At 60.7% G+C, this 26,742-nt stretch carries 31 protein-coding genes; 18 read left to right on the top strand and 13 right to left on the bottom strand.

The window, feature by feature from the left end; genetic code table 11:
* Positions 1-65: 65 nt before the first annotated feature.
* From PSH81_RS16215 to PSH81_RS16225, 3 genes are all read left to right on the top strand, one after another.
* Positions 66-1,055 (top strand): 2-hydroxyacid dehydrogenase, encoded by a 990-nt coding sequence (locus PSH81_RS16215; RefSeq protein ID WP_226456363.1) that lies wholly within the window; start codon positions 66-68, stop codon positions 1,053-1,055.
* Between the two features lie 71 nt (positions 1,056-1,126).
* Entirely contained in the window at positions 1,127-1,567 is a 441-nt protein-coding gene (locus PSH81_RS16220; protein ID WP_192296531.1) for a hypothetical protein, read from the top strand.
* Positions 1,564-1,968 (top strand): META domain-containing protein, encoded by a 405-nt coding sequence (locus PSH81_RS16225; protein ID WP_226456364.1) that lies wholly within the window; start codon positions 1,564-1,566, stop codon positions 1,966-1,968. Before PSH81_RS16220 ends, PSH81_RS16225 begins: the two co-directional genes overlap by 4 nt.
* Before the next feature lie 141 nt (positions 1,969-2,109).
* On the opposite strand, the gene PSH81_RS16230 is transcribed toward PSH81_RS16225, so the two are convergent.
* Positions 2,110-2,571, bottom strand: a complete 462-nt coding sequence (locus PSH81_RS16230) for a TlpA disulfide reductase family protein (RefSeq protein ID WP_192296533.1) — start codon at positions 2,569-2,571, stop codon at positions 2,110-2,112.
* A 115-nt stretch (positions 2,572-2,686) separates the two neighbouring features.
* Here PSH81_RS16230 and arsC point away from each other — a divergent pair, with 115 nt between their 5' ends.
* Genes arsC through PSH81_RS16245 form a run of 3 tightly spaced genes read left to right on the top strand, consistent with a single transcriptional unit; the run spans position 2,687 to position 4,039 of the window.
* Positions 2,687-3,040, top strand: coding sequence for an arsenate reductase (glutaredoxin) (gene arsC, locus PSH81_RS16235; protein WP_192296534.1), 354 nt, complete (start codon positions 2,687-2,689; stop codon positions 3,038-3,040).
* Complete coding sequence (gene wrbA / locus PSH81_RS16240) at positions 3,037-3,651, top strand: NAD(P)H:quinone oxidoreductase (protein WP_192296535.1); 615 nt, start codon at positions 3,037-3,039, stop codon at positions 3,649-3,651. Before arsC ends, wrbA begins: the two co-directional genes overlap by 4 nt.
* Positions 3,635-4,039 carry a DUF2069 domain-containing protein gene (locus PSH81_RS16245; RefSeq protein ID WP_192296536.1) on the top strand — a complete coding sequence of 135 codons (405 nt, stop codon included), beginning with the start codon at positions 3,635-3,637 and terminating at the stop codon, positions 4,037-4,039. Before wrbA ends, PSH81_RS16245 begins: the two co-directional genes overlap by 17 nt.
* Before the next feature lie 138 nt (positions 4,040-4,177).
* Here the strand turns inward: PSH81_RS16245 and PSH81_RS16250 are convergent, their stop codons facing one another.
* Together PSH81_RS16250 and ttcA are read right to left on the bottom strand one after the other, a co-directional pair.
* Positions 4,178-4,849, bottom strand: a complete 672-nt coding sequence (locus PSH81_RS16250) for a DNA-3-methyladenine glycosylase I (protein ID WP_192296537.1) — start codon at positions 4,847-4,849, stop codon at positions 4,178-4,180.
* Between the two features lie 67 nt (positions 4,850-4,916).
* Positions 4,917-5,741 carry a tRNA 2-thiocytidine(32) synthetase TtcA gene (ttcA, locus tag PSH81_RS16255; protein WP_192296538.1) on the bottom strand — a complete coding sequence of 275 codons (825 nt, stop codon included), beginning with the start codon at positions 5,739-5,741 and terminating at the stop codon, positions 4,917-4,919.
* 313 nt (positions 5,742-6,054) lie between these two features.
* Between ttcA and PSH81_RS16260 the strand changes: the two genes are divergently transcribed.
* Positions 6,055-6,657, top strand: coding sequence for a Yip1 family protein (locus tag PSH81_RS16260; RefSeq protein ID WP_226456366.1), 603 nt, complete (start codon positions 6,055-6,057; stop codon positions 6,655-6,657).
* Between the two features lie 128 nt (positions 6,658-6,785).
* Positions 6,786-7,280 carry a SprT family zinc-dependent metalloprotease gene (locus PSH81_RS16265; protein ID WP_192296540.1) on the top strand — a complete coding sequence of 165 codons (495 nt, stop codon included), beginning with the start codon at positions 6,786-6,788 and terminating at the stop codon, positions 7,278-7,280.
* A gap of 102 nt (positions 7,281-7,382) precedes the next feature.
* On the opposite strand, the gene PSH81_RS16270 is transcribed toward PSH81_RS16265, so the two are convergent.
* The gene (locus tag PSH81_RS16270) at positions 7,383-8,564 is read right to left on the bottom strand and encodes a CaiB/BaiF CoA-transferase family protein (RefSeq protein WP_305391081.1); all 1,182 of its coding nucleotides are present in this window, start codon (positions 8,562-8,564) and stop codon (positions 7,383-7,385) included.
* Positions 8,565-8,721: 157 nt separating this feature from the next.
* Here PSH81_RS16270 and tusD point away from each other — a divergent pair, with 157 nt between their 5' ends.
* From tusD to PSH81_RS16300, 6 genes are all read left to right on the top strand, one after another.
* Positions 8,722-9,114 carry a sulfurtransferase complex subunit TusD gene (tusD, locus tag PSH81_RS16275; RefSeq protein ID WP_192296542.1) on the top strand — a complete coding sequence of 131 codons (393 nt, stop codon included), beginning with the start codon at positions 8,722-8,724 and terminating at the stop codon, positions 9,112-9,114.
* Position 9,115: 1 nt separating this feature from the next.
* Complete coding sequence (gene tusC / locus PSH81_RS16280; protein ID WP_105522787.1) at positions 9,116-9,466, top strand: sulfurtransferase complex subunit TusC; 351 nt, start codon at positions 9,116-9,118, stop codon at positions 9,464-9,466.
* On the top strand, positions 9,466-9,744 hold the full coding sequence (gene tusB / locus PSH81_RS16285; protein ID WP_305391082.1) for a sulfurtransferase complex subunit TusB: 279 nt from the start codon (positions 9,466-9,468) through the stop codon (positions 9,742-9,744). The genes tusC and tusB overlap by 1 nt, the downstream gene beginning before the upstream one ends.
* On the top strand, positions 9,741-10,076 hold the full coding sequence (locus PSH81_RS16290) for a TusE/DsrC/DsvC family sulfur relay protein (protein ID WP_305391083.1): 336 nt from the start codon (positions 9,741-9,743) through the stop codon (positions 10,074-10,076). The genes tusB and PSH81_RS16290 overlap by 4 nt, the downstream gene beginning before the upstream one ends.
* Positions 10,073-11,074, top strand: coding sequence for a glycosyl transferase family protein (locus PSH81_RS16295; protein ID WP_305391084.1), 1,002 nt, complete (start codon positions 10,073-10,075; stop codon positions 11,072-11,074). The genes PSH81_RS16290 and PSH81_RS16295 overlap by 4 nt, the downstream gene beginning before the upstream one ends.
* An 88-nt stretch (positions 11,075-11,162) precedes the next feature.
* Positions 11,163-12,158 (top strand): glutathione S-transferase family protein, encoded by a 996-nt coding sequence (locus tag PSH81_RS16300; protein ID WP_226456370.1) that lies wholly within the window; start codon positions 11,163-11,165, stop codon positions 12,156-12,158.
* A 104-nt stretch (positions 12,159-12,262) separates the two neighbouring features.
* On the opposite strand, the gene cysG is transcribed toward PSH81_RS16300, so the two are convergent.
* Genes cysG through PSH81_RS16330 form a run of 6 tightly spaced genes read right to left on the bottom strand, consistent with a single transcriptional unit; the run spans position 12,263 to position 19,765 of the window.
* The gene (cysG, locus tag PSH81_RS16305; RefSeq protein ID WP_192296547.1) at positions 12,263-13,657 is read right to left on the bottom strand and encodes a siroheme synthase CysG; all 1,395 of its coding nucleotides are present in this window, start codon (positions 13,655-13,657) and stop codon (positions 12,263-12,265) included.
* Positions 13,658-14,938 carry a serine--tRNA ligase gene (gene serS, locus PSH81_RS16310; RefSeq protein ID WP_192296548.1) on the bottom strand — a complete coding sequence of 427 codons (1,281 nt, stop codon included), beginning with the start codon at positions 14,936-14,938 and terminating at the stop codon, positions 13,658-13,660.
* 16 nt (positions 14,939-14,954) lie between these two features.
* Positions 14,955-15,329 (bottom strand): fluoride efflux transporter CrcB, encoded by a 375-nt coding sequence (crcB, locus tag PSH81_RS16315; RefSeq protein WP_065872076.1) that lies wholly within the window; start codon positions 15,327-15,329, stop codon positions 14,955-14,957.
* Complete coding sequence (locus tag PSH81_RS16320; RefSeq protein ID WP_305391085.1) at positions 15,329-16,651, bottom strand: replication-associated recombination protein A; 1,323 nt, start codon at positions 16,649-16,651, stop codon at positions 15,329-15,331. The genes crcB and PSH81_RS16320 overlap by 1 nt, the downstream gene beginning before the upstream one ends.
* Positions 16,652-16,678: 27 nt before the next feature.
* Complete coding sequence (gene lolA / locus PSH81_RS16325; protein ID WP_192296550.1) at positions 16,679-17,302, bottom strand: outer membrane lipoprotein chaperone LolA; 624 nt, start codon at positions 17,300-17,302, stop codon at positions 16,679-16,681.
* A gap of 54 nt (positions 17,303-17,356) precedes the next feature.
* On the bottom strand, positions 17,357-19,765 hold the full coding sequence (locus PSH81_RS16330; protein WP_192296551.1) for a DNA translocase FtsK: 2,409 nt from the start codon (positions 19,763-19,765) through the stop codon (positions 17,357-17,359).
* Between the two features lie 498 nt (positions 19,766-20,263).
* Between PSH81_RS16330 and aat the strand changes: the two genes are divergently transcribed.
* From aat to infA, 3 genes are all read left to right on the top strand, one after another.
* A complete protein-coding gene (gene aat / locus PSH81_RS16335) occupies positions 20,264-20,947 on the top strand; it encodes a leucyl/phenylalanyl-tRNA--protein transferase (protein ID WP_192296552.1) in 684 nt (227 codons plus the stop codon).
* A gap of 56 nt (positions 20,948-21,003) precedes the next feature.
* Positions 21,004-21,711: an arginyltransferase gene (locus PSH81_RS16340; protein ID WP_305391086.1), complete on the top strand. Its 708-nt coding sequence runs from the start codon at positions 21,004-21,006 to the stop codon at positions 21,709-21,711.
* A gap of 100 nt (positions 21,712-21,811) precedes the next feature.
* Positions 21,812-22,030, top strand: coding sequence for a translation initiation factor IF-1 (gene infA / locus PSH81_RS16345; RefSeq protein ID WP_002553999.1), 219 nt, complete (start codon positions 21,812-21,814; stop codon positions 22,028-22,030).
* A 203-nt stretch (positions 22,031-22,233) separates the two neighbouring features.
* On the opposite strand, the gene clpA is transcribed toward infA, so the two are convergent.
* Positions 22,234-24,504: an ATP-dependent Clp protease ATP-binding subunit ClpA gene (clpA, locus tag PSH81_RS16350; RefSeq protein ID WP_192296554.1), complete on the bottom strand. Its 2,271-nt coding sequence runs from the start codon at positions 24,502-24,504 to the stop codon at positions 22,234-22,236.
* 29 nt (positions 24,505-24,533) lie between these two features.
* Entirely contained in the window at positions 24,534-24,902 is a 369-nt protein-coding gene (gene clpS / locus PSH81_RS16355; protein ID WP_005789091.1) for an ATP-dependent Clp protease adapter ClpS, read from the bottom strand.
* A gap of 218 nt (positions 24,903-25,120) precedes the next feature.
* Between clpS and cspD the strand changes: the two genes are divergently transcribed.
* Entirely contained in the window at positions 25,121-25,393 is a 273-nt protein-coding gene (gene cspD, locus PSH81_RS16360; RefSeq protein WP_305391087.1) for a cold shock domain-containing protein CspD, read from the top strand.
* 81 nt (positions 25,394-25,474) lie between these two features.
* Here the strand turns inward: cspD and icd are convergent, their stop codons facing one another.
* Positions 25,475-26,731: an NADP-dependent isocitrate dehydrogenase gene (gene icd, locus PSH81_RS16365; RefSeq protein WP_226456374.1), complete on the bottom strand. Its 1,257-nt coding sequence runs from the start codon at positions 26,729-26,731 to the stop codon at positions 25,475-25,477.
* Between the last annotated feature and the right edge of the window lie 11 nt (positions 26,732-26,742).

Raw genomic sequence — 26,742 nt, forward strand, 5'->3', positions numbered from 1 at the left:
ATGTGGGAGCCCGCTCCCACAAGGGTCATGTGTTTTCAAATGATTAATCGCAGGGAGCATTTTTTATGCGCGTCATACTTTTCAGCAGCCAGACCTACGACCGCGACAGCTTCCTCGGCGAGGCGCTACCGTCCGGCGTGGAGCTGCAATTCCAACCCGCCCGCCTCAACCTCGACACCGTGGCACTGGCCGAACACCACGAAGTGGTTTGCCCGTTTATCAACGATGACCTCAGCGCCCCGGTGCTGGAACACCTGGCCAAAGGCGGCACCCGCCTGATCGCGCTGCGCTCGGCCGGTTACAACCATGTCGACCTGGCCGCCGCCAAGCGCCTGGGCCTGACTATCGTGCGCGTGCCCGCCTATTCGCCGCACGCCGTCGCCGAACATGCGGTGGCGCTGATCCTCGCCCTCAACCGCCGCCTGCACCGCGCCTACAACCGCACCCGTGACGGCGATTTCAGCCTGCACGGCCTGACCGGCTTCGATCTGGTCGGCAAGACCGTCGGAGTGGTCGGCACCGGGCAGATCGGTGCGACGTTCGCCAAGATCATGGCCGGTTTCGGCTGCCAGTTGCTCGCCTACGATCCGTACCCCAACCCGCAGGTGCTGGCCCTCGGCGCCCGCTACGTGAGCCTGCCCGAACTGCTGGCCCAAGCGCAGATCATCAGCCTGCATTGCCCGCTGACGGCCGACAGCAAACACCTGATCAACGCCGACTCCCTGGCGCACATGCAGCCAGGCGCGATGCTGATCAACACCGGGCGCGGCGGCCTGGTCGACACCCCAGCACTGATCGAAGCGCTCAAGGATGGCCAGCTCGGTTACCTGGGGCTGGATGTGTACGAGGAAGAGGCGCAATTGTTCTTCGAGGACCGCTCCGACCTGCCCCTGCAAGACGACGTACTTGCGCGCCTGTTGACTTTCCCCAATGTGATCATCACCGCACACCAGGCGTTTCTTACCCGCGAGGCGCTGTCGGCGATTGCATGCACGACCCTCGCCAACATCGCCGCGTGGGCCGAGGGCCGCACGCAGAACCTCGTTGAAGGATGATCAGCGGTCACATACCAGGCTCATGATGGGCCAGCACCCGTGATAGGATGCCGCGCCTATTTGGAGGATCCATGGCCGAACACGATTTCCGCTTCAGCTTGCTGAGCCCGCAACACACCCTGATCGAATGCCGCGCCCTGGTGCCGGGCCGTTACCAGATCACCGGCAACGGTGGTTCGATCAAGCACGGCGACGTGCTGATCGTCACCCTGCGCGGCAGCAAAACCCTGTCGATGCGCCTCACCGTCGAAGGCGACGCGCGCTACTCCATCCGCCCGGCGGGTCAATGGGTCGCCATGGCCCACGGGCCGAAATTCGGCGAATTGGAAATTCACACCTGGAAGGTCAACTGCGACAGCTGCGACACCGTGCTGGAGTTTGAATTCGCGGTGGAAACCAAGCTGAGCAAAGAGCCGCTGCAACCGGCCGCCAACGCGCGCATCAAGGAGCTGGGCTGGGCCAGCCAGGGCGACAAGCACCGCTGCCCGAAATGCCAGCAGGCCGCACAATGAAAGGCCTGCTTCTGCTCGCCGCCGCAGGTGCGGCCCTCACGGGTTGCGCCGCTGATACGGCCAAGCTCAAGCGGGATCACAGCTACGTGGTGGAATGGATCGGTGAGCGGCCACTGATGGACTACGCGCACCTGACGGTCACCCTCGGCGAGGACGGTCGTGCCTATGGCAACGGCGGCTGCAACCATTGGTTCGCGCCGTACACCCTCGAGGGCGACAAGCTCAGCTTCGGCCAGATCGGCAGCACCCGCAAACTCTGCGCAGAGGCCTTGATGGAGCAGGAACACCGCTTCTTCCAGGCCCTGCAAGGCGTGCAGCGCTGGGACATCTCGCCGATCGAGCAGACGCGTTTCTGGCCGGCAGAAGGCAAGCCGATTCGCCTGTGGCTTGAAGAGGGCTGACAGCAACCATTTCAGGATTGAACGAGGTCAAAATGTGGGAGCGGGCTTGCTCGCGAAAGCGGTGGATCAGTCACAGATGTGTTGTCTGATCCGCCGCTTTCGCGAGCAAGCCCGCTCCCACATTGGTTTGGTGTTGTTGCTTTAACCGCGTAGTGCCTTCAGCTTTGCAATCACGCCTTCCGCCGTTTGCTCCCCCATCAACTGTTCACGCACCTTGCCCTTGTCATCAATGATGTAGGTTACCGGCAGCGCCTCGCTGCGCGGTATATCAAAGATCCCTTCCGGGTTCTGCGCCAGCACCGTGAACTTGATCCCCAGCTTCTCGCTGGCGGCCTTCAACTCCTCACCCTGCACATTGTCGAAGTTGACCCCGAACACCCCGACGTTCTGCCCTTTCAACTGATCCGCCAGGGCGTTCAGTTCAGGGATCTCGGTACGGCACGGGCCACACCATTCGGCCCAGTAATTGACCACGACCCATTGTTTATCCAGGCGTTCAGCCGCGACTTTCTTGCCGTACTGGTCAACGCCGTAGTCATTACCGCAGCCGCTGAGCAGCAGGGTTGTGATGATCGCCAATGCACCGATCAGTCGACTTGTCATGGGGTAATCCTTCGTAAAAATGAACGTTGGCTGCGACCTATCGCCTCTTACGGTTTAAGGACGGGACGCTGCGCAGGTAGAATACCTGCCACCTTACGCAAGATGCGACCCGCACATGACCGATCTGACGCTTTATCACAACCCGCGCTGCTCGAAATCCCGCGGTGCGCTTGAACTGCTCGAAGCCCGTGGTCTCACCCCGACCGTGGTGCGTTACCTGGAAACCCCGCTGGACGCCGCGCAACTGAAGGCCTTGCTCGCCAAGCTGGGCCTCAGCGCACGCCAATTGCTGCGCACCGGCGAAGACGAATACAAGACCCTCAACCTGGCCGACGCCAGCCTCAGCGAAGCACAACTGATCGCCGCCATCGCCGCGCACCCCAAGTTGATGGAACGGCCGATCCTGGAAACCGCCGACAAAGCCATCATCGGCCGCCCGCCAGAGAACGTGCTGGAGATCCTGCCGTGACCACACCGTATGTGCTGGTGCTGTATTACAGCCGCAACGGCTCGGTCAGCGAAATGGCCCGGCAGATCGCCCGGGGTATCGAGCAAGGCGGCATGGAAGCGCGCCTGCGCACCGTTCCGGCGATCTCCACCGAGTGCGAAGCCGTGGCGCCGAGCATCCCGGAGGAAGGCGCGCTGTATGCCAGCCTCGACGACCTGAAACACTGCTCGGGCCTGGCCCTGGGCAGCCCGACCCGCTTCGGCAACATGGCCGCGCCGCTCAAGTACTTCATCGATGGCACCAGCAACCTGTGGCTGACCGGCGCCCTCGTCGGCAAACCGGCCGGGGTGTTCACTTCCACCGCCAGCCTGCACGGCGGCCAGGAAACCACGTTGATGTCGATGCTGCTGCCATTGCTGCACCACGGCATGTTGATCACCGGCTTGCCCTACAGCGAACAGGCATTGCTCGACACCCAAGGCGGCGGCACGCCCTACGGCGCCAGCCACCACGCCGGGCCGGACGGCAAGCGCCTGCTTGATCAACATGAGATCGCCCTGTGCCGCGCCCTGGGCTTGCGCCTGGCGAACACCGCCACATTGCTGGAGAGCGGCCGTGGCCAGAAAGCCTAAGGTCTTGCCGCCCCAGGCGTGGTTGGAGCCACGGGTCAAGGTTGCACGGGCGTTGAGCCTGCTGGCGTTCTTTGGGCTGGTGGGGTTGCTGTGCGGCTATTACCTGTTCGTCGCCGACCTGCACGGCGCACGGCCGTGGGTGATCCTGCTGATCGAACTGGTGCCGCTGCTGTTGCTCGCACCGGGAATGCTGCTGGGCAGTGCGCGCGGGCATTCGTGGATGTGCTTTGCGGTGAACCTGTATTTCATCAAGGGCGCGCTGGCGGCGTATGACCCGAACCGCCAGTGGTTCGGGGTGCTGGAGATGCTGGCAAGCCTGGCGGTGTTTTGTACGGCCTTGCTATATGTGCGCTGGCGGCATCAGCTCAACCGACAGCTCGCACCTTGACCTGTAGTGAGCGGGCTTGCCCCGCGCTGGGGGGCGAAGCCGCCCTAAATCCAGACACCGCGGTCTTGCTGATACACCGCGGTGTACCGTTTGGGGCGGCTTCGCCCCCCGGCGCGGGGCAAGCCCGCTCACTACAGGCTAGTGATTGACGGTGTAAGCCAGCATCATCGACAACTGGCACATCGGCCGCCCACTCTCGGCATGCCACTCGTTGAACGCCGCCTGCACCGTCGCCAGGTCCCGCAGGCTGGTGGGTGCCTTGTCGACGATCTTCTGTGCGTTCAACGCCGCCACCACGTCAAAACTCGGCACGAACGTATCCTTGCCGACCATGCGCAAAAAGCGCGGTGCCGATAGCCCGCCCAACTGGTGGCCGTGCTTGCTCAGGTACTTCCACAGCCCAACGATGTCGGTCACCGGCCAATCGGCGATAAACGCGCCGAAGCTGCCGTGTTCATGGGCGATGTCCAGGATCATCTGCGCATTGCGCGGCACACTCTTGAGCTTGCCCAGGTGGCGGATGATGCTGGTGTCCTGCATCAGCCGCTCCAGGTGCTCGGCGCCCATCAGCACAACTTTTTCCGGGTCGAAGCCGAAGAACACTTTCTCGAACGCCGGCCACTTGGCATCCACCACGCTGTGTTTCAAGCCCGCACGGAACACCCGCAGGGCCAGGGTCGACAGGTAGCGGTCGTCGCTGATCTGGCGCAACTGCGCCGCAGTATTCGGTACGGGTAGGTGGGCTTCCAGCTCGGCCGCCGAACCGAAGCGGTTCAGACAGTATTCGTGCAGCCACTTGTAATCGCGCATGCCCTCTCCCGGGATTCGAATTGAAAACGGCGCCCGCGAGCGCCGTGTGTCAGAGCATTGAAGTCGCTTAGAGGTTCACTATATTGACGAAACGCGAAGCGGCGCTTTCGTCGATCTTGAGACTGGTGAAATCGAACAGGTTGCGGTCGGCCAACTGCGACGGCTGCACGTTCTGCAGGCTGCGGAAGATGCTCTCGGTGCGGCCCGGTGTCTTGCGCTCCCACTCCACCAGCATTTCCTTGACCACCTGGCGTTGCAGGTTTTCCTGGGAGCCGCAGAGGTTGCACGGGATGATCGGGAATTGCTTGAGGTCGGAGTAGGCCTGGATGTCCTTCTCGTTGCAATACGCCAGCGGGCGAATCACCACGTTGCGCCCGTCATCCGCGCGCAGCTTGGGCGGCATGGCCTTGAGCGAACCGTTGAAGAACATATTGAGGAAGAAGGTCTCGACGATGTCGTCGCGGTGATGGCCCAGGGCCATTTTGGTCGCACCGATTTCATCGGCAAAGGTGTAGAGCGTGCCCCGACGCAGGCGCGAGCACAGCGAGCAGGTGGTCTTGCCTTCCGGAACCAATTCCTTGACCACCGAATAAGTGTCTTTTTCGACGATGTGATACTCGACACCCAGCTCTTTGAGGTAGGCCGGCAGCACATGCTCGGGGAAGCCCGGTTGTTTCTGGTCCATGTTGACGGCAACGATCTCGAACTTGATCGGCGCGACCTTTTGCAGGTGCAGCAGCACGTCGAGCATGGTGTAGCTGTCTTTGCCGCCGGAGAGGCAGACCATGACCTTGTCGCCGTCCTCGATCATGTTGAAATCGGCGACCGCTTCACCGGCCAGGCGACGCAGGCGTTTCTGCAGTTTGTTCTGGTTGACTGTAAGAGTGCCCATGGCGCTTGAATCCGCAAAAGGTGTGTGACGAAAAGCGCAGCATTTTACGCAAAAATGCTTCAATGGGCGACGCCGATCCAATGTGGGGGCTGGCTTGCCTGCTCCCACACCGACCATGGCAGTCCCGACAGACTTCACCGCGATTAGGGCCAATGTTTACAGCGCGATTTGCTCTAAAGGCCCTACAGTCATTCCGGTCATCCCTTCCTATACTGCGACTTGAGGTCGCACGTATATATCCAGACCTTTCAGGCCAATTGGCCCGTGGGCGCTCCGATGGGGGGCGATGGTAATAACAACAGGAGTGACTGGCATGATCCATCACGTCGTGGGGCTGTTTACCCATCCTGACCAGGAATGGCGGGAAATCCGTGGCGATAAAGAAGAAAGCATCGGCCACATGTACCTCACTCACACGCTGATTCTCGCGGCGATCCCCGCCGTATCAGCCTTTATCGGCACCACCCAGGTCGGCTGGGTCATCGGCAACCGCTCGCCCGTGATGTTGACTCAGGAAAGCGCCCTGTGGATGACCATCATGTCGTACGCGGCCATGCTCGCCGGCGTGGCGGTGATGGGCGCCTTCATCCATTGGATGGCCCGAACCTACGACGCCAACCCCAGCATGTCGCGCTGCGTCGCGTTTGCCACCTATACCGCGACACCGCTGTTTATCGGCGGGCTGGCGGCGCTGTACCCACATATGTGGCTGGGCATGGTCGTGGGCACGGCGGCGATCTGCTACACGGTGTACCTGCTGTATGTGGGGCTGCCGACGTTCATGAGCATCGATCCGGACGAGGGCTTCCTGTTTTCCAGCTCGGTGCTGGCCGTGGGCCTGGTGGTGCTGGTGGCAATCATGGCGTTTACCGTGATCGTCTGGGGCTTGGGCGTTGGGCCTATCTATACCAATTGAGCGTTTCAGACCGTGAGCAAGGCCACCGCAAGGTGGCTTTGTGCGTTATGCATGACCATTCGGCGCCTGAACCATTCGGAAACACTCGGCGTTGCGGCATACTGGGCGCCTCTGGAGATAGGTACAGCATGCCCGAGCAACTCAATACCCGCGTCGAAGATTGTTTCCTGCAAGCCGAATCCTTTTTCAAACGAAGCTTCAAACGCCCCCAGGTCAGCCTCAAGCTGCGGGGCCAGAAGGCCGGTGTCGCGCATTTGCACGAGAACCTGCTGCGCTTCAACCCCCAGCTGTACCGTGAAAACAGCCAGCATTTCCTGAAACAGACGGTGGCCCATGAAGTGGCGCACCTGATTGCCCACCAATTGTTTGGCGAACGCATTCAGCCCCATGGCGAAGAATGGCAATTGATCATGCGCGGGGTGTACGAACTGCCGCCGGACCGTTGCCATACGTATGCGGTAAAGCGGCGTCAGGTGACGCGGTATATCTACCGTTGCCCGTGTGCGGACAGTGACTTTCCCTTTTCGTCGCAGCGCCATGGGTTGGTGGCTCAGGGGCGGCGGTATTTGTGTCGGCGGTGTCGGCAGACTTTGGTGTTTACTGGAGAGACCCGGGTGGAGTGACGGCCTCTTCGCAGGCAAGCCAGCTCCCACATTGGATCGGTGATCGACATGACAACCCGGTCAAATGTGGGAACGGGCTTGCCCGCGAAGGCGCCGGATCAGTCAACCAATAACCCTGGCCTGCCGCAAAGCCTCAATACGCTGATTACTGAAGCCCAATTCAGCCAACACTTCATCACTGTGCGCGCCCACCGCCCCGCCAATATGCCGAGGCGCTGGCAACCCCTCAGAGAACTTCAACGGACACGCCAACTGCAGCTGGGTCGAACCATCGCCCCGGGGCACCTGGCTCAACAATTCCCGCGCCTTCAACTGGGGATGCTCAAGCGCCTCACTCAAACTCAACACAGGTTCGACGCAGGCATCCACCTCGGCAAATAACGCGCACAGCTCCTCAAAACTGCGTTTCTCAAACTCAACCTGCAAAGCCTGCTTGAGCACTTTTTGCCGCTCCGGCTCCGGCGACAAGCCTTGCGCCGCCAACTCCGGCCGTCCCAGCGCCGCACACAGCGACTGCATGAAAGCCGGCTCCAGACTGCCCACCGACATCCATCGTCCATCCCGGGTCCGATAGTAATCGTAGAAACTGCCACCGTTGAGCACGTGGTTTTCCCACGCCGGCTCCACCCCGCACGCCAGGTAGCCCGCTGCCGCCATGGCGTTAAGGCTGAAGGAGCAATCGGTCATGCTCACGTCCAGATATTGCCCCACCCCGCTTTGCTGCCGCGCAATCACTGCCGCGAGCAACCCCACCACCGCATGCAACGAGCCACCGCCCACATCCGCCAACTGCACGCCCAACGGCAGCGGCCCACTGTCCTGGCGCCCGGTGTAGCTGGCCACACCGGACAACGCCAGGTAGTTGATGTCGTGCCCGGCGCGGTCCTTGTAGGGGCCGGTTTGACCGTAGCCGGTGATCGACACATAAATCAGCCGGGGGTTGATCGCCTTCAGCGCTTCATACCCCAGGCCCAGGCGCTCCATGACCCCGGGGCGGAACTGTTCGAGAACAATGTCGTAGTCCTTGACCAGCGCCCGCACGATCTCCAGCGCCTCGGCTTGCTTGAGGTCCAGGGCCAGGCTGCGCTTATTGCGATTGAGGTAGGCGTGGCTCGCCGAAGTCCCCCGGTCATGGGGCGGCAGCACCCGCAGCAGGTCCATGCGCGTTGGCGATTCGATGCGCAGCACTTCGGCGCCCATGTCCGCGAGCATCAAGGATGCAAACGGGCCAGGCAGCAAGGTGGAGAAATCCAACACTTTGAGGGACGCCAAGGGACCTGACATGGGCACTCCAATTCCGTTTCGATTGCCCACAGACTAGGCAGCCTTGGTCCTACGGGCAATCGTCAGAACGATCAGCAACAGTGACCGTTTTGATCACGGCGGGCTTTTTCCTGGCGGCGGCTTTATCATTGGCCCACGTTTGCTTGCCGAGTGTGCCATGAAGTTTGCGATAGCCCTGTTTTCCGCGGCCCACGCGCCCTCCTCGCGCCGCGCCTTGCTGTTCGCCCAGGCGGCGTTGGCCGGCGGGCATGAGATTGTGCGGCTGTTTTTCTACCAGGACGGCGTGTACAGCGCGTCCAATAACATCGTCACCCCGCAGGATGAGCAGGACATCGCCCGCCAATGGCGTGAGTTTGTCAGCCAGCACCAGCTTGACGGCGTGGTATGCATCGCCGCCGCCCTGCGTCGCGGGGTGCTCAACACCGAGGAGGCCACGCGTTATCAGCGCAGCGCGGTCAACCTCGATGCACCGTGGGCGTTGTCTGGCCTGGGGCAACTGCACGACGCCGCACAAACCGCCGACCGCCTGATCTGCTTTGGAGGGCCGTGAGATGTCCAAATCCCTGTTGGTGATCAGCCGCCAGGCACCTTGGTCCGGCCCGAGTGCACGGGAAGCGCTGGATATCGTGCTGGCCGGTGGCGCGTTCGATTTGCCCATCGGTTTGTTGTTCATGGATGACGGCGTGTTCCAGCTCGCACCGCACCAGAACGCCAAGGCCGTGCAACAAAAGGACCTCAGTGCCAACCTGCAGGCCTTGGGGCTGTTCGGTATCGACGATGTATTTGTCTGCCGCCACAGCATGGCTGTGCGTGGCCTGACGCCGCCCACCGAGGCACAACCATTGAGCAACGACGCTATTTCCCAATTGATTGACCGTTACGACCAGGTGATTACCCTCTGATGTCGACTTTACATGTGGTGTCTCACTCGCCGTTTTCCGACAGTCGCCTCGACAGCTGCCTGCGCATCTGCGGCGCCGAGGACGCGATCTTGCTGTGCGGCGATGGCGCCTACGGGCTGCACGCCCCCGCCCTGCACACCAAGGGTGTGAGGGTGTTTGTGCTGGCCGAAGACATGCAGGCGCGCAACCTGCCATTACCCGACTGGGCCGACAGCGTGGACTATCCCGGCTTCGTGCAACTGTCTATCGTCTATGACAAGGTCAACAGCTGGCTATGAACACCTTGACCGTAGGCGAACGCACCTATGAGTTGGACAAGGACGGCTACCTCGTCGACTTGAACGACTGGTCCACAGAAGTCGCCAGCGCCCTGGCTGCCGCCGAAGCGCTCGATCTGACGCCCGACCACTGGGAAGTCCTCGAACTGCTGCGCGGCTTCTACGCCGAGTTCCAACTGTCCCCGGCCACGCGCCCGCTGATCAAGTACACCGCCTTGAAGCTGGGCCCGGAAAAGGGCAACAGCCTGCACCTCAACAAACTGTTCAACGGCACTCCCGCCAAACTCGCCGCCAAGCTGGCGGGCCTGCCCAGGCCGACGAATTGCTTATGACCGACTTTGCCCCGCTGACCCTCGAAACTCCCGCCGAACATCCGTTTGCGCCATTCGTGCGCATCCTGGGCAAAGGCAAGCGCGGCGCGCGCAATCTCACCCGTGAGGAAGCCCGCGAAGCCATGGGCATGCTGCTCGACGAAAAAGTCGAAGACACCCAGCTCGGCGCGTTCCTGATGTTGCTGCGCCACAAGGAAGAAAGCCCGGAAGAACTCGCCGGTTTCACCGAAGCCGTACGCGAACGCCTCAACGCCCCGGCGCTGAACGTCGACGTGGACTGGCCGACCTACGCCGGCAAGAAGCGCCACCTGCCGTGGTTTCTGCTGGCGGCCAAGTGCCTCGCGCAAAATGGCGTACGCATCCTCATGCACGGCGGCGGCGCGCATACCGAGGGCCGGTTGTACACCGAGCAACTGCTGGCAACCTTGCAGATCCCGCTTTGCCGCAACTGGCAGCAGGTCGAAAGCGCTTACCAACACGGGAACCTGGCATTTATCCCGCTGGGCGACTGGGCGCCACAACTGCAACGCATGATCGACCTGCGCAACACCCTCGGCCTGCGTTCGCCGATCCACTCCCTGGCACGTCTGCTCAACCCGCTGAATGCACGCCTGGGCCTGCAAAGCATTTTCCACCCCGGCTACCAGGGCGTGCACCGCGATGCCAGCGGCCTGCTCGGCGACAATGTGATCGTGGTGAAGGGCGACGGCGGCGAGATCGAGATCAACCCCGACAGCGCCAGCCACCTCTACGGCACCACCGGCGGCGAGAGCTGGGACGAGGAGTGGCCCGCCCTCTCCGCCCAACGCCACGTCAAACCGGCGACCCTGGAGCCCGAGCATTTGAAAGCGTTGTGGCGCGGTGAAGTCGAGGACAGCTACCCGCAACTGGCGCTGATCGCCACCATGGCGCTGGCCTTGCGCGGTCTTGGCCATTCGCGGGAGCAGGCTTTCGTGTTGGCCCAGCAATACTGGGACGCACGGAACAAATCGATTTAATCGATAATTCACCCGCAGTCTTTGCGCTTTTAAATCGAACCCATCCCTTTAGACTGGGCTCCAACGCTTATTAGTTGAGGAGCCAGTCATGGGTTTGCTGATCGAAGGACGCTGGAAAGACCAGTGGTACGAAAGTAGCGCAGATGGCGCTTTCCAGCGTGAACAGGCGCAGCGCCGCCACTGGGTGACTGCCGACGGTTCGCCCGGCCCGAGTGGCGAGGGTGGATTCAAGGCCGAAGCCGGTCGCTACCACCTCTACGTGTCCCTCGCCTGCCCTTGGGCCCATCGCACCCTGATCATGCGCAAGCTCAAGGGCCTGGAAAGCCTGATCGATGTGTCCGTGGTCAGCTGGTTGATGCTGGAAAACGGCTGGACCTTCGACAAGGCCCACGGCTCCAGCGGCGACGCCCTCGACGGTTTTGCCTTCATGCATCAGCGCTACACCGCCGATACCGCCGACTACACCGGCCGGGTGACGGTGCCCGTTCTGTGGGACAAGAAGCTCAAGCGTATCGTCAGTAATGAATCGGCGGAAATCATCCGCATGTTCAACAGCGCGTTCAATGGGCTGACCGGCAACACCCTGGACTTCTACCCCGAGGCGCTACGCCCGAGCATCGACGCACTGAACGAACGCATCTACCCGGCCGTGAACAACGGCGTGTATCGCGCAGGCTTTGCCACTTCGCAGCAGGCATACGAAAGTGCGTTTGATGATGTGTTTGCCGAATTGGATCATCTGGAGCAGCACCTGAGCGACCATCGCTACCTGGCCGGCGAGTTCCTGACCGAAGCGGATGTGCGCCTGTTTACTACGCTGATCCGTTTTGATGCGGTGTATTACGGGCACTTCAAATGCAATCTGCGGCGGATTGCGGATTATCCGAACTTGTCGAACTGGCTGCGGGAGCTGTATCAGTGGCCGGGAGTGGCCGAGACGGTGGATTTTGCGCATATCAAGGGGCATTACTACGCCAGTCACCGCACGATCAATCCGACGGGAATTGTGCCCAAAGGTCCGTTGCAAGCATTTGATACCCCGCATGATCGCTTGAAATTGAAGGGCAACGCAGTTTGGAGCTGATCCGGGCTGCTCGCTGAACTTGAAGGCCTCATCGCGGGCAAGCCCGCTCCCACATGGAATGCGATCCCCTGTGGGAGCGGGCTTGCCCGCGATGCTTTTAGTTTTCAGACCTGGGACTGGGCGCCTTCAAACCACTTGAGCTTCTCGCGCAACACCACCACTTCACCGACGATCACCAGTGTCGGCGCATGCACTTCATGCTCCGCCACCATGCGCGGCAAGTCGGCCAGGGTGCCGGTAAACACGCGCTGGTTGGACGTTGTGCCTTGCTGGATCAATGCCGCCGGGGTATCGGCTGCGCGTCCATGCTTGATCAGCTGTTCGCAGATGATCGGCAAGCCGATCAAGCCCATGTAGAACACCAGGGTCTGCGACGGCCCCACCAGGTCATGCCAGGGCAGGTCCGAAGTCCCGTCCTTCAAATGCCCGGTGATGAAGCGTACCGATTGCGCATAGTCGCGGTGAGTCAGCGGAATCCCGGCATACGCCGCGCAACCGCTGGCCGCCGTGATGCCCGGTACCACTTGGAACGGGATGCCGTGGGCCGCCAACTCTTCGATTTCTTCGCCACCACGGCCAAAGATGAACGGATCGCCACCTTTAAGGCGCAACACCCGCTTGCCTTGCTTGGCCAAGTCCACCAATTGCTGGTTGATCTGGTCCTGGGGCACGGCGTGGTCGGCGCGACGCTTGCCGACGTATACGCGCTCGGCATCACGGCGGCATAGTTCGAGAATCGCTGGCGCGACGAGGCGGTCGTACAGCACCACATCGGCTTGCTGCATCAGGCGCAGTGCGCGGAAGGTCAACAGGTCCGGGTCACCAGGACCGGCGCCCACCAGGTAAACCTCACCCGGCGCATGGGGCGGCTTGCCGTTGACTTTCTCCACCAACAAACGCTCGGCTTCAGCACCCTGCCCGGCCAATTGGCGATCGGCAATCGGGCCCTGGAACACCTCTTCCCAGAACGCGCGACGTTGCTGTACATCCGGGTACAAACCTTTGACCTGGGCACGAAAGCGCGCCGCCAACCCGGCCAATTGGCCGTAGGTGGACGGAATCCAGGTTTCCAGCTTGGCCCGGATCAGCCGCGCCAGTACCGGCGCATCGCCGCCACTGGACACCGCGATCACCAAGGGCGAGCGGTCGACAATCGCCGGGAAGATCACGCTGCACAAGGCCGGCGCGTCCACCACATTGACCGGCACGCAACGGCGCTTGGCGTCGCTGGACACTTGCGCATTCAGTGGCTCGTCGTCCGTTGCCGCGATGATCAGGGTGCAACCGTCGAGGTCGGCCTCCTGATAACCGCGCAAAATCAGTTCCCCGCCACTGCCCAGTACCAACTCGCGGAGTTGGTCTTCGATCTGGGGAGCAACCACCCGCAGCAACGCACCGGCGTCGGCCAGCAGCCGGGATTTGCGCAAGGCAATCTCCCCGCCACCGACGACCAACACACGACTGCCGCGCAGGTTATGAAACAGCGGCAGAAATTCCATTTAGCCGATGACCTCAACGCCCGCCATATAAGGCTTGAGCACCTCGGGTACACGGATGGAACCGTCTGCCTGCTGGTAGTTTTCCAACACGGCCACCAGGGTACGGCCTACCGCCAGGCCCGAACCGTTGAGGGTGTGCACCAGCTCCGGCTTGCCGGTTTCCGGGTTGCGGAAACGCGCCTGCATACGGCGGGCCTGGAAATCGCCGCAGTTGGAGCACGACGAGATCTCGCGGTACTTGTCCTGGCTCGGCACCCACACTTCGAGATCGTAGGTCTTCACGGCGCTGAACCCCATGTCGCCGGTGCACAACGCGAGTACACGGTACGGCAGCTCCAGCAGTTGCAGGACGCGCTCGGCGTTGGCAGTCAGGCCTTCGAGGGCTTCCATCGAGGTCGACGGCTCGACGATCTGCACCATCTCGACCTTGTCGAACTGGTGCTGGCGGATCATGCCGCGGGTGTCGCGACCCGATGCACCGGCTTCGCTGCGAAAGCACGGCGAGTGGGCGACGAACTTCAATGGCAGCGCTTTGGCGTCGAGGATCTCGCCGGACACGATGTTGGTCAGCGACACTTCCGCCGTCGGGATCAGGTACAGGTCGGCTTCGCCTTCGCGGCTGATCTTGAACAGGTCTTCTTCGAATTTCGGCAGCTGGCTGGTGCCCATCAGCGCTGGTGCCTGCACCAGGTACGGCGTGTAGGCTTCTTCGTAGCCGTGCTCGGCGGTGTGCAGGTTGATCATGAACTGCGCCAGGGCGCGGTGCAGACGGGCCACCGGGCCGCGCAGCAACGAGAATCGCGCGCCGGACATCTTGGCGGCGGTTTCAAAGTCCAGGCCGCCGGTCAGTTCGCCCAGGGCGACGTGGTCCTTGATCTCGAAATCAAAGGCTTTTGGCGTACCCCAGCGGCGCACTTCGACGTTGCCGTCTTCGTCTTCGCCCACCGGCACGGATTCATGCGGGATGTTGGGGATGCCCAGCAGGATCGAGTCCAGTTCGGTCTGGATCTTGTCCAACTCGACTTTACCCTCGGACAGCTCAGTGCCCATACGCTCGACGTCCGCCATCAACGGCGCAATGTCTTCGCCGCGTTGTTTGGCCTGACCGATGGATTTGGAACGCGCATTACGCTCAGCCTGCAGTGCTTCGGTGCGGGTCTGGACGGTCTTGCGCTGTTCTTCCAGCGCTTCGATGCGCGCAACATCCAAGGCAAAGCCACGGGATGCCAGGCGGTCCGCTACGTCCTGAAGGTTGCTACGTAACAGTTTGGAATCGAGCATGTCGGTCTCTCGTTTATCAAAGTTTGGTCAAGGACAGGCCGGCCCAGGTGGCGAGCAGCCCGCCGAACACGCTGATACCCAGGTAACCGAACGCTACCAGGGCCTGCCCGCTTTCCAGCAAGCGCAGCGTATCCAGTGAAAAGGATGAAAAGGTCGTCAGACCGCCTACAAAGCCGACAATCAAGCCGGCGCGAATTTCAATCGGTACTTCCGGGCGCAACAGGAACCAGCCGTACAACAGCCCGATAATCAAGCAGCCGACCAGATTGACCGCCAGGGTCGCCGCATAAAAATGCTTCGGCCAGTTGGCGCTGACCCAGGTGCTGGTGGCGAAACGCAATAATGTACCAGCGATGCCGGCTGCGGACACGGCAAGAATCGTCTTGAGCACTACTTTCTCCGCTGTTTGGGGCTGAGTCGATCAAGTTGGGCGAGGTGATTGAGCTTTTCCCCGATCTTCAGCTCCAGGCCACGGGGCACCGGCTGATAGAGCGCCAGCGGTTCAAGCGCGTCGGGGAAGTAATCTTCGCCGGCCGCATAGGCGTCTGGCTCATCATGGGCGTAGCGGTATTCATCACCGTAGCCCAATTGTTTCATCAGCTTGGTCGGCGCGTTGCGCAGGTGCAGCGGCACTTCCAGGGAGCCGTATTCGGCAGCGGCGCGCAGGGCGGACTTGAAGCCCATATACACCGCGTTGCTTTTTGGCGCACAGGCCAGGTAGGTGATGGCCTGGGCCACCGCCAGCTCGCCTTCCGGGCTGCCGAGGCGCTCCTGCACCTCCCACGCCGCCAGACACAAGCTCAGCGCCCGCGGGTCGGCGTTGCCGATGTCTTCACTGGCCATGCGCACTACGCGACGCGCGAGGTACAACGGGTCGCAACCACCGTCGATCATGCGCGCGAACCAGTACAGCGCACCGTCCGGGTTGGAACCGCGTACGGATTTGTGCAGCGCGGAAATCTGGTCGTAGAACGCTTCACCGCCCTTATCGAAGCGTCGGCGCGTGTCGCCGAGCAGGCTTTGCAGCAGGTCGACGCCAATCTCGCTGCCGTCTTCGGCCAGGTCGGAGGCGTTTTCCAGCAGGTTGAGGAAACGGCGCCCATCACCATCGGCGGCGGTGAGCAGGATCTTGAAGCCTTCGTCGCTGAGACTCAGCCGGCGCTTGCCCAGGCCCTTGTCTTCGCTCAAGGCACGGTGCAGCAGCTTTTGCATCGCCGCTTCGTCCAGGCTCTTGAGCACATAGACCCGCGCCCGCGACAGCAAGGCATTGTTCAATTCGAATGAAGGGTTCTCGGTGGTGGCGCCGATAAAGATCAGCGTGCCGTCTTCCACATATGGCAGGAACGCGTCCTGCTGCGACTTGTTGAAGCGATGCACTTCGTCGACGAACAGGATGGTGCGCTTGCCGTATTGCCCGGCCTGCTGTTTGGCGACGTCGACGGCCTGGCGGATCTCCTTGACCCCGGCGAGTACCGCCGAGACCGTTTCGAAATGCGCATCCGAGACCTTCGCCAGCAACCGCGCCAGGGTGGTCTTACCCACCCCTGGCGGGCCCCAGAAGATCATCGAATGCAGCGCACCTTGCTCCAGGGCTTCGCGCAGGGGCTTGCCACGAGCGAGCAGGTGTTCCTGGCCGACGTACTCATCCAGGTTGGTCGAGCGCAAGCGCGCGGCCAGGGGTTGAGCAATCGGGTCACTTCGAAACAAGTCCATGGGCAGCGTTTGAAACCTCTGGGCAGATTATTCCTGGATCACGTCGGCACCCTTGGGGATGTCGAACTTGAACTTGGATGCGGCGACCGGCTCGTTGGCCTTGACCCCGGAGAACAGGATGTCGGTGCGCTGGCCGACGCTGTCGATCAGGCGCATGTTGTTGATCACGCCGTTGCCGAACGACAGGTGCAGGCTGTCGAACAGCGTGTCCTTGGATTTTGGCTTGAGGGTGAACTCGATCACGTTGCTGGTCTGCTTGGAGGTAATCTCGAAGCTGTCGCTGATCTTAGACACATCGCCCGACAACAGCAGCGCCGGGGTCTGGTTCAGGCGCGGGTCGAGCTTCTTGATGGTTACCTGCTCCAGGTCCGGGTCCCACAGGGTGACTTTCTGGCCGTCGGAGACAATGGTCTGCTCGTTCGGCGCGTCGGTTTTCCAGAAAAACAGGCCAGGACGCTGCACGGCCATTTCGCCAGCGGTTTCCTGCAATTGGGTGCCGCCGCCGTCCAGGGTCAGTTGGGAGAAACGCGCGGTCAGGGTCTTGGATTTGTCCAACAGGTTGGTCAGGCTGGCGACCGAGGCCGGATCAGCGTGCGCCGAAACAGCAGTCAGGGCCAGTGCCGGCAACAACAGCATGCGGATAAGACGCATGGGAGTCCTCATTGAGTAGTCAGGGCGCGCCGTGTGCTGCCACACGGCGCGGGATCAGTCGCGCATCTGCCCGGGGGCGATGATTTCACGCGAGCCGTTGGTGTTCATCGCGGTCACGACGCCGGCCATTTCCATGGCTTCGATCATGCGGGCGGCGCGGTTGTAGCCGATTTTCAATTTACGCTGCACGGCAGAAATGGAGGCGCGGCGGCTTTCCAGTACAAAGGCCACGGCTTCGTCGTAGAGGGCGTCGGTTTCCGCATCGTCGTCACCGCCACCGCCGCCGCTCTCGAAGCCGCTGCCGGCTTCTTCGACGCCGTTGAGGATGTCGTCGTTGTATTCCGGGGCGCCACGCAGTTTCCAGGCTTCCACCACACGGTGCACTTCATCATCGGAGACAAAGGCGCCGTGTACACGGATAGGCAGACTGGTGCCCGGTGGCATGTAGAGCATGTCACCGTGGCCCAGCAGTTGTTCGGCGCCACCCTGGTCGATGATGGTCCGCGAGTCGATCTTGCTCGATACCTGGAACGCCATGCGCGTCGGGATGTTGGCCTTGATCAGACCGGTGATCACATCCACCGACGGACGCTGGGTTGCAAGGATCAAGTGAATACCGGCCGCACGGGCTTTCTGGGCGATACGGGCGATGAGCTCTTCAACTTTCTTGCCGACGATCATCATCATGTCGGCAAATTCGTCGACCACCACCACGATGGTCGGCAGCTTGGTCAGCAGCGGTGCTTCGTCGTGGATGCTTTCGCGCTTGTACAGCGGGTCGGCCAGCGGAGTGCCGGCGTCCTGGGCTTCCTTGACCTTGGCGTTGAAGCCCGACAGGTTACGCACGCCCATCTTCGCCATCAGCTTGTAGCGGCGCTCCATCTCGGCGACGCTCCAGCGCAGGGCATTGGCGGCGTCCTTCATGTCGGTGACAACCGGGCACAGCAGGTGCGGGATACCCTCGTAGATCGACAACTCCAACATCTTCGGGTCGATCATGATCAGCTTGGCGTCATCCGGGCCGGACTTGAACAGGATCGACAGGATCATCGCGTTCACACCCACCGACTTACCCGAGCCGGTAGTACCGGCGACCAGCAGGTGCGGCATCTTCGCCAGGTCGGTGATCACCGGCTTGCCGCCGATGTCGTGGCCCAGGGCCAGGGTGACCGGCGACTTGAAGTTGTCGTATTCCGGCGTCGACAGCACTTCGGAGAAGCGCACGATCTGGCGGTCTTCGTTGGGAATCTCGATACCCACGGTGGTCTTGCCGGGAATCACCTCCACCACGCGGACGCTGGTCACGGCCAGGGAACGGGCCAGGTCTTTCGCCAGGTTGGAGATGCGGCTGACCTTGACGCCTGCGGCCGGCTGAATTTCGTAACGGGTAATGACGGGGCCGGGGTGGATCGAATCCACCGTCACTTCGACGCCGAATTCCTTCAGTTTGATTTCCAGCAGATGGCCGACAGCAGCCAGCGACTCCGGGGAATAGTTGAGCTGTTTCTTTTCGGCCGGGTCGAGGATCGAGATCGGCGGCAAGGTGCCTTCGACGGCGCTGTCGACAAACAGCGGCGCCTGTTTCTCTTTCTGCACACGGGCGCTCGGCTCGGGGGCCTTGGTCGGCACTGGAGCGATCACCGGCGGCACCTGCTTCTCGCGGTCCGACATGTGCTTGCTCAGGGCCTGTTCGCGCTCGATCAGGCGCTCCTTGACCTTGGCCTGCTCGCGGCGGTCAGGCGTGCTTGGTGCCACCACTTCGTTGACGCGTGTGTCCACCTCACGCAACTGGGCCACCATGCGCTTGCGCTCGACCCGGGCAGCCCACCAGCGATTGGCGGCGCCCTGGAACAGCTCCAGCAGGTCGAGGGTGATCTTGCCGGTCACATCCATCACCTTGAACCACGACAGGTCGGTGAACACCGTGAGGCCGAACAGAAACAGTGCGATAAACATCAGGGTGCTGCCCTGGATATTCAGGGTCTTGCGCGCCAGGTCACCGAGGCTTTCGCCCAGCGCCCCGCCCGCACCCGCCGGCAGGCCGGTAGGCGCATGGAAATGGATATGCGCCAGCGCCGCGCCGGACAGCACCAGGAACACCAGGCCGATCAGGCGCCAGGAGAACAGCCAGCCGCTCCACTGCCACGGCTCGTGGCGCTGGCGGAAGATCTGCCAGGTCTTGATCGCCAGCAGCAATGGGAAGATATACGCGAAGTAACCCAGCACCATGAACAGGATGTCGGCGCTGTAGGAGCCGGCAGGTCCGCCGAAGTTCTGCACGTCGTCGATCTTGCTGTTGTGGCTCCAGCCCGGATCGTCCTTGCCATAGGTGAGCAAGGCCATCATCAGGAACAGGCACAGCGCGCCGATAGCGATCAGCGCGCCTTCCTTGAGGCGGTAATGCAGGTGCTGGCGCCAGGCCGGCACGACTGCTGCTTTGGGTGTTGCGGCGGATTTCTTCAAAACGGGTCTTTTCCTGCGCCTTTGGCGCGTCCATCTATTGAATGACTGCAACTACTGCCCAATCCGAGCAGCTGAAAAATGAACGAACGTCGTTGATTCTACGTTTAACACTGGGTGATGGAGCGATGAAACGGCGATAACGCCACAATGGCCGCATTGTACGGGTTTGTGTCCCCGATGCCACGCCCTTGCCCTTCCCCCAGCAGCATAGACAATTGAAGTGTCACATCAGGGTCAATTTGAGCATGCATTGTCTTTGCTGACAAAGGCTTATGGGTTGTTTTTACCAATCAGCGCAAGCTTGGCAAATGGCCTGCATGGCGCCGACCCGATTACGACCACATCCCCGGCAGAGAGTTGCAGACACACCTGCTCACGCTAATCCCGACCGCCACCCGATTCGGGCTGGCCCTGAGGCGCTGCGTCGACAATAATCACCGCCACGTGCGGCAGGTGTCATACCTGCCACTCCCCTCCCCTTCCATAAGCCTGGATGCCATGCTGACCTGGTTGCAACGTGATTCCCTGACTTTCCCGCCATTGGCCAAGGCCATGCGCGAACCCAATGGCCTGCTGGCCGCCGGTGGTGACTTGTCGGCCGAACGGCTGGTGCAGGCCTATCGGCACGGTTGTTTTCCGTGGTTTTCGGATGGCCAGCCGATTCTCTGGTGGTCGCCGGACCCGCGCACGGTGATTTTCCCTGAAGAGCTGCATGTATCCCGCAGCCTGGGCAAACTGCTGCGCCAACAACGTTACACAGTGACCTTCGACCAGGACTTCGCCGCCGTGATCCAGGCCTGCGCGGCGCCGCGCGCCTATGCCGATGGCACCTGGATCACCCAAGGCATCCAGAGCGCCTACCTGGAGCTGCACAGGCGCGGCTACGCGCACTCCGTCGAGGTGTGGGACGCTGGCGAACTGGTGGGCGGCCTGTACGGCCTGGCGATGGGGCAACTGTTCTTTGGCGAGTCCATGTTCAGTCGTGCCGACAATGCATCGAAGTTCGGCTTTGCCACGCTTACCCGGCAATTGCAGGCTTGGGGCTTTGTACTGATCGACTGCCAGATGCCCAACGATCACCTGCACAGCCTGGGCGCCCGCGCCATACCGCGCAGTGAGTTCGCAGATTTCCTGCGCAACCACTTGGATCAACCCAACAGCGGACCCTGGGTGGTTTCCTAGGCGACTTTCGCGCACGTGGCTTACACTTGTTTCAAAGGCTATCCCGAGGGTTGATCATGACCGAGCTGGCACGCTTGAAGTTCTATGCCACTCAAGCCCACTCTTGCAGCTACCTGCCCGACGAGCAGGCTACCACTCTGTTCCTCGACCCCAGCCAGCCGATGGACGTGCACGTGTACGCCGACCTTTCGGAAATGGGGTTTCGCCGCAGCGGTGATCATCTGTACCGCCCCCATTGCCAGAACTGCAATGCCTGCGTACCTGCACGCATTCCTGTGGGGCAGTTTTTGCCGGATCGCAATCAGAAGCGCATCCTCAAGCGCAATGCCGACCTGACGGTCACAGCTACCAAGCCGCGCTTCAGTGAAGAGTATTTTGATCTTTACCAACGCTACATCGAACAACGCCATGCCGACGGCGACATGTTTCCGCCCAGCCGCGACCAGTTTTCCACGTTCCTGGTGCGCGACCTGCCGTTTTCGCGTTTCTACGAGTTCCGCCTCGACGGCCGGCTGCTGGCTGTCGCCGTGACCGACCTGCTGCCTAACGGCCTCTCGGCGGTCTACACCTTCTACGAGCCGGCAGAAGAGCGCCGCAGCCTGGGGCGCTTTGCAATCCTGTGGCAAATCGGCGAAGCCCTGCGCCTGGAACTGGAGGCGATGTACCTCGGTTACTGGATCAAAAACTGCAAAAAGATGAACTACAAGACCCAATATCGCCCCATAGAACTGCTGATTAATCAAAGATGGGTCACGCTTAACTAGAACCCCTTGGCTTAAACACCCTTTTTCGGGCACAATGCACGCCGCTTTTGCCTGGCGCAGTTGCACCGGGCCATTCACTGGATACCGAGGGCTTTACTGCATGTCGAAAGAAGACAGCTTCGAAATGGAAGGCACTGTCGTCGACACCCTGCCCAACACCATGTTTCGTGTGGAGTTGGAAAATGGGCACGTCGTAACCGCGCATATCTCCGGCAAGATGCGCAAGAACTACATTCGTATTCTTACCGGTGACAAAGTGCGCGTCGAGCTGACGCCCTATGACTTGAGCAAAGGGCGCATCACTTACCGCGCTCGCTAAGCAAGTCAATACAAAACGCCCGGTTATGCCGGGCGTTTTTGTGTGGGAGCGGGCTTGCTCGCGAATGCGGTGGATCAGCCAATGAATCTATTGACTGACACTGCGCATTCGCGAGCAAGCCCGCCCCCACATTTGCTCCTCATGGTTTTCAAGACAGCAAAAAGGCGCCTTTCGGCGCCTTTTCGTTTTGTTGCAGCTATCGATCAGGCCATTTCAGCCGTGGTTTCGAACTCGAAGGTCAGCTCGCCATCCTTCAAGTCGATGTGCACCACACCGCCATGGTCGGACAGTTCGCCGAACAGGATCTCTTCGGCCAACGGCCGTTTGATCTTGTCCTGGATCAGGCGCGCCATCGGGCGTGCGCCCATTGCCGCGTCGTAGCCACCTTCGGCCAGCCAACTGCGTGCCGCATCGGTCACTTCCAACTGCACGCGCTTGTCTTCCAACTGCGCCTGCAACTCGGTAAGGAACTTGTCCACCACGCTTTTGATGACCTCGTGACTGAGGCGACCAAACTGGATAATGGTGTCCAGGCGGTTGCGGAACTCCGGCGTGAAGCTCTTCTTGATCACTTCCATCGCATCGGAAGAGTGATCCTGATGGCTGAAGCCGATCGAAGCCCGCGCGGCCGTTTCAGCACCGGCGTTGGTGGTCATGATCACGATCACGTTGCGGAAATCCGCCTTGCGCCCGTTGTTGTCGGTCAGGGTCCCGTGGTCCATGACCTGCAACAGCAGGTTGAAGACTTCCGGGTGGGCCTTTTCGATTTCATCGAGCAGCAATACGCAATGCGGTTGTTTAGTGATCGCTTCGGTCAGCAGGCCGCCCTGATCGAACCCGACATAACCCGGAGGTGCACCGATCAAGCGCGACACGGTGTGACGCTCCATGTATTCGGACATGTCGAAACGCACCAGCTCGATCCCCATGGCCTTGGCCAACTGCCGCGCCGCTTCGGTCTTGCCGACGCCGGTAGGGCCGGCGAACAGGAACGAGCCAACCGGCTTGTCCGGCGACTTGAGGCCCGCACGGGACAACTTGATCGCCGTGGACAGCGCGTCAATGGCAGCATCCTGGCCAAACACAGTGAGCTTGAGGTCGCGCTCCAGGTTACGCAGCAGCTCCTTGTCGGAGCTGTTGACGTGCTTAGGCGGAATACGCGCGATTTTCGCGACGATGTCCTCAACCTGAGCCACATCAATGCGCTTCACACGCTTCTCGACCGGTTGCAGGCGCTGATAGGCACCCGCCTCGTCGATCACATCGATAGCCTTGTCCGGCATGTGCCGATCGTTGATGTAGCGCGACGCCAGTTCGGCCGCCGCACGCAGCGCCTCATCGGTGTATTCGATGCCGTGGTGCGCCTCGAAACGCCCCTTGAGCCCGCGCAGGATGCCAATGGTGTCTTCAACCGAAGGCTCGGACACGTCGACTTTCTGGAAGCGACGCGCCAGGGCGCGATCTTTTTCGAAGATGCCGCGGAATTCCTGGAAGGTGGTCGAGCCGATGCAACGGATATCACCCGAGGACAGCAGCGGCTTGAGCAGGTTGGAAGCATCCATCACGCCACCCGACGCCGCACCGGCACCAATGATGGTGTGGATCTCATCGATGAACAGGATCGCTTGCGGGCGTTTTTTCAGTTCGCCGAGCAATGCCTTGAAACGCTTCTCGAAATCGCCACGGTACTTGGTCCCGGCGAGCAATGCGCCCAGGTCCAGGGAGTAAACGACGCTATTGGCCAGCAGGTCCGGCACCTGGTTATCGACGATACGCTTGGCCAGGCCCTCGGCAATCGCGGTTTTACCCACGCCCGCCTCGCCCACCAGCAACGGATTGTTCTTGCGACGACGCGCGAGGATCTGCGCTACGCGCTCGACTTCAAGCTCACGCCCCACCAGCGGATCGATCCGCCCCTGGCGCGCCAGTTCGTTGAGATTGCTGGCATAGGCATCCAGTGGATTGCCCGAAGAAGAAGACTCACCGCCCTCGTCGTCCTGCATATCCTGCTCACCCTCGGAATGATCGCCGTGCCCAGGCACCTTGGAGATACCGTGGGCGATGTAGTTGACGACATCAATACGGGCAACGCTCTGCTGCTTGAGCAGGAACACTGCCTGGCTTTCCTGTTCGCTGAAGATCGCCACAAGCACATTGGCGCCCGTGACCTCACGCTTACCGGAGCTCTGCACGTGGAAAACCGCACGCTGAAGCACCCGCTGGAAGCCCAGGGTCGGCTGGGTTTCACGGTCTTCATCGTGGACTGGAATAAGTGGCGTTGTGGAGTCGATAAACTCCTGCAGGTCATGCTTGAGTTTGTCGAGGTTGGCGCCGCACGCACGCAAGACGGTGGCGGCAGCTTCGTTATCCAAAAGTGCCAGCAGCAGGTGTTCAACGGTCATGAATTCATGACGTTTCGAACGAGCCTCCTTGAAGGCAAGATTGAGGGTGACTTCGAGCTCGCGGTTTAACATAGCTTCACCTCATACCCAAGTGGTCGGCGTTAACCGTCCTTCTCGATTTCACAGAGTAGCGGATGCTGGCTTTCCCTGGCGTACTGGTTGACCTGCATGGCCTTTGTCTCGGCGATGTCGCGGGTAAACACTCCACATACTGCCCGTCCTTCTGTATGAACGGCCAGCATTACCTTGGTCGCCAACTCGCGGTTCAGGTTAAAAAACACCTCGAGCACTTCGACGACGAAATCCATCGGTGTGTAGTCATCATTGAACAAAACCACCTTGTACATCGGCGGCGCCTGTAGAGCAGGCTTGGCCTCCTGAACAGCAATGCCTGCAGAACCGTCGTCGTCATGTTCCTGATCCGGGCGATCCTGATTGAATGTTAGTCGAATCTGGCTGTTTGCATGCATGGAAAGAAAGGTTCGTCAGTGGTTCAAATACAGTGGTGGGGGCGACCTGTCAGAATTTCAACTCTGACCGACTGGTCGCCTTGACTATCGGCAAATCGGTGTTACAACCAATAGAACCCACAGTGGGTAAAAAAGGTCCGCGCAGTCAACCTTATTTATTCGGGTTAGGACGGATAAACTGGATGATACTCCAGTGATGGAGTCTGGTGCAGAGGGATATGGAGATGGCAAGCGGTAAGGTCAAGTGGTTCAACAATGCCAAGGGATACGGCTTCGTCAACGAAGAGGGCAAGAGTGACGATCTTTTTGCCCATTACTCAGCAATCACCATGGAAGGTTATAAAACGCTGAAAGCCGGCCAACCTGTGAGTTTTGACATAATTCAAGGACCTAAAGGGCTGCATGCCGTAAACATCTCTGCGGTTACGGCGGACACCCCTGCAAAACCTGCAACAACCACGGCTCACAAAGAAAAGAAATTAACGGCTTAACCGCCACTGAGCCTGGGGGTTGCAGTAAAAAAAACGGCCATCCCACTCAAACCGGGATGGCCGTTTTTGTGTGCCCGTCTTTTACATATGCGAAATCAACGCATCGCCAAAGCCCGACGACGACACCAACTTCGCCCCTTCCATCAAGCGCTCGAAATCATAGGTCACAGTCTTGGCCGAAATCGCACCATTGGTCCCCTTGATGATCAGGTCTGCCGCTTCCGTCCAGCCCATGTGGCGCAACATCATTTCCGCCGACAGGATCAGCGACCCCGGGTTGACCTGATCCTTGCCCGCGTACTTGGGCGCGGTGCCGTGGGTGGCTTCGAACATCGCCACGGTATCGGACAGGTTGGCGCCCGGCGCAATACCGATACCGCCCACCTCTGCCGCCAGGGCGTCGGACAAGTAATCGCCGTTCAGGTTAAGCGTGGCAATCACATCGTACTCAGCCGGGCGCAGCAGGATCTGCTGAAGCATGGCGTCAGCAATGGCATCTTTAACCACGACATTCTTGCCAGTCTTTGGATTCTTGAACTGCATCCACGGGCCGCCATCGAGCAGCGTGGCACCAAACTCCTCAGCTGCCACTTCATAGGCCCACTCCTTGAAGGCCCCCTCGGTGAACTTCATGATGTTGCCTTTATGCACGATGGTCAGGGAGTCGCGGTCGTTATCCACGACATACTGAAGCGCTTTACGCGCCAGACGCTTGGTCCCCTCTTTGGACACCGGCTTCACACCGATCCCGCAATCCTGGTCGAAACGGATCTTGGTAACGCCCATTTCCTCCTTGAGGAACTTGATGACCTTGATCGCTTCCGCAGACCCGGCCTTCCACTCGATACCGGCGTAAATGTCCTCGGAGTTCTCGCGGAAGATGGTCATGTCCACATCTCCCGGCTTCTTGACCGGGCTCGGCACGCCTTCGAACCAGCGCACCGGACGCAGGCACACATACAGGTCGAGCTGTTGGCGCAAGGCCACGTTCAGCGAACGGATGCCACCGCCGACCGGCGTGGTCAACGGCCCCTTAATGGAAACCACGTAATCCTTGACCGCATCCAGGGTCTCCTGGGGCAGCCAGGTGTCCTGGTCGTAGACTTGAGTCGCCTTCTCGCCGGCATAAACCTCCATCCACGAGATCTTGCGCTTGCCGCCGTAGGCCTTTTCAACAGCTGCGTCGACCACCTTGATCATCACCGGGCTGATGTCGACGCCGATACCATCACCCTCGATAAAAGGGATGATCGGGTTATTAGGAACATTGAGAGAATGGTCTGCATTGACGGTGATTTTGTCGCCGACGGCTGGAACCTGAATCTTCTTGTATCCCATGCTGAACTCCA

Origin of the sequence: Pseudomonas sp. FP2335, from assembly GCF_030687535.1 — a bacterium.
In the GTDB taxonomy this organism is placed as follows: Bacteria; Pseudomonadota; Gammaproteobacteria; order Pseudomonadales; family Pseudomonadaceae; genus Aquipseudomonas.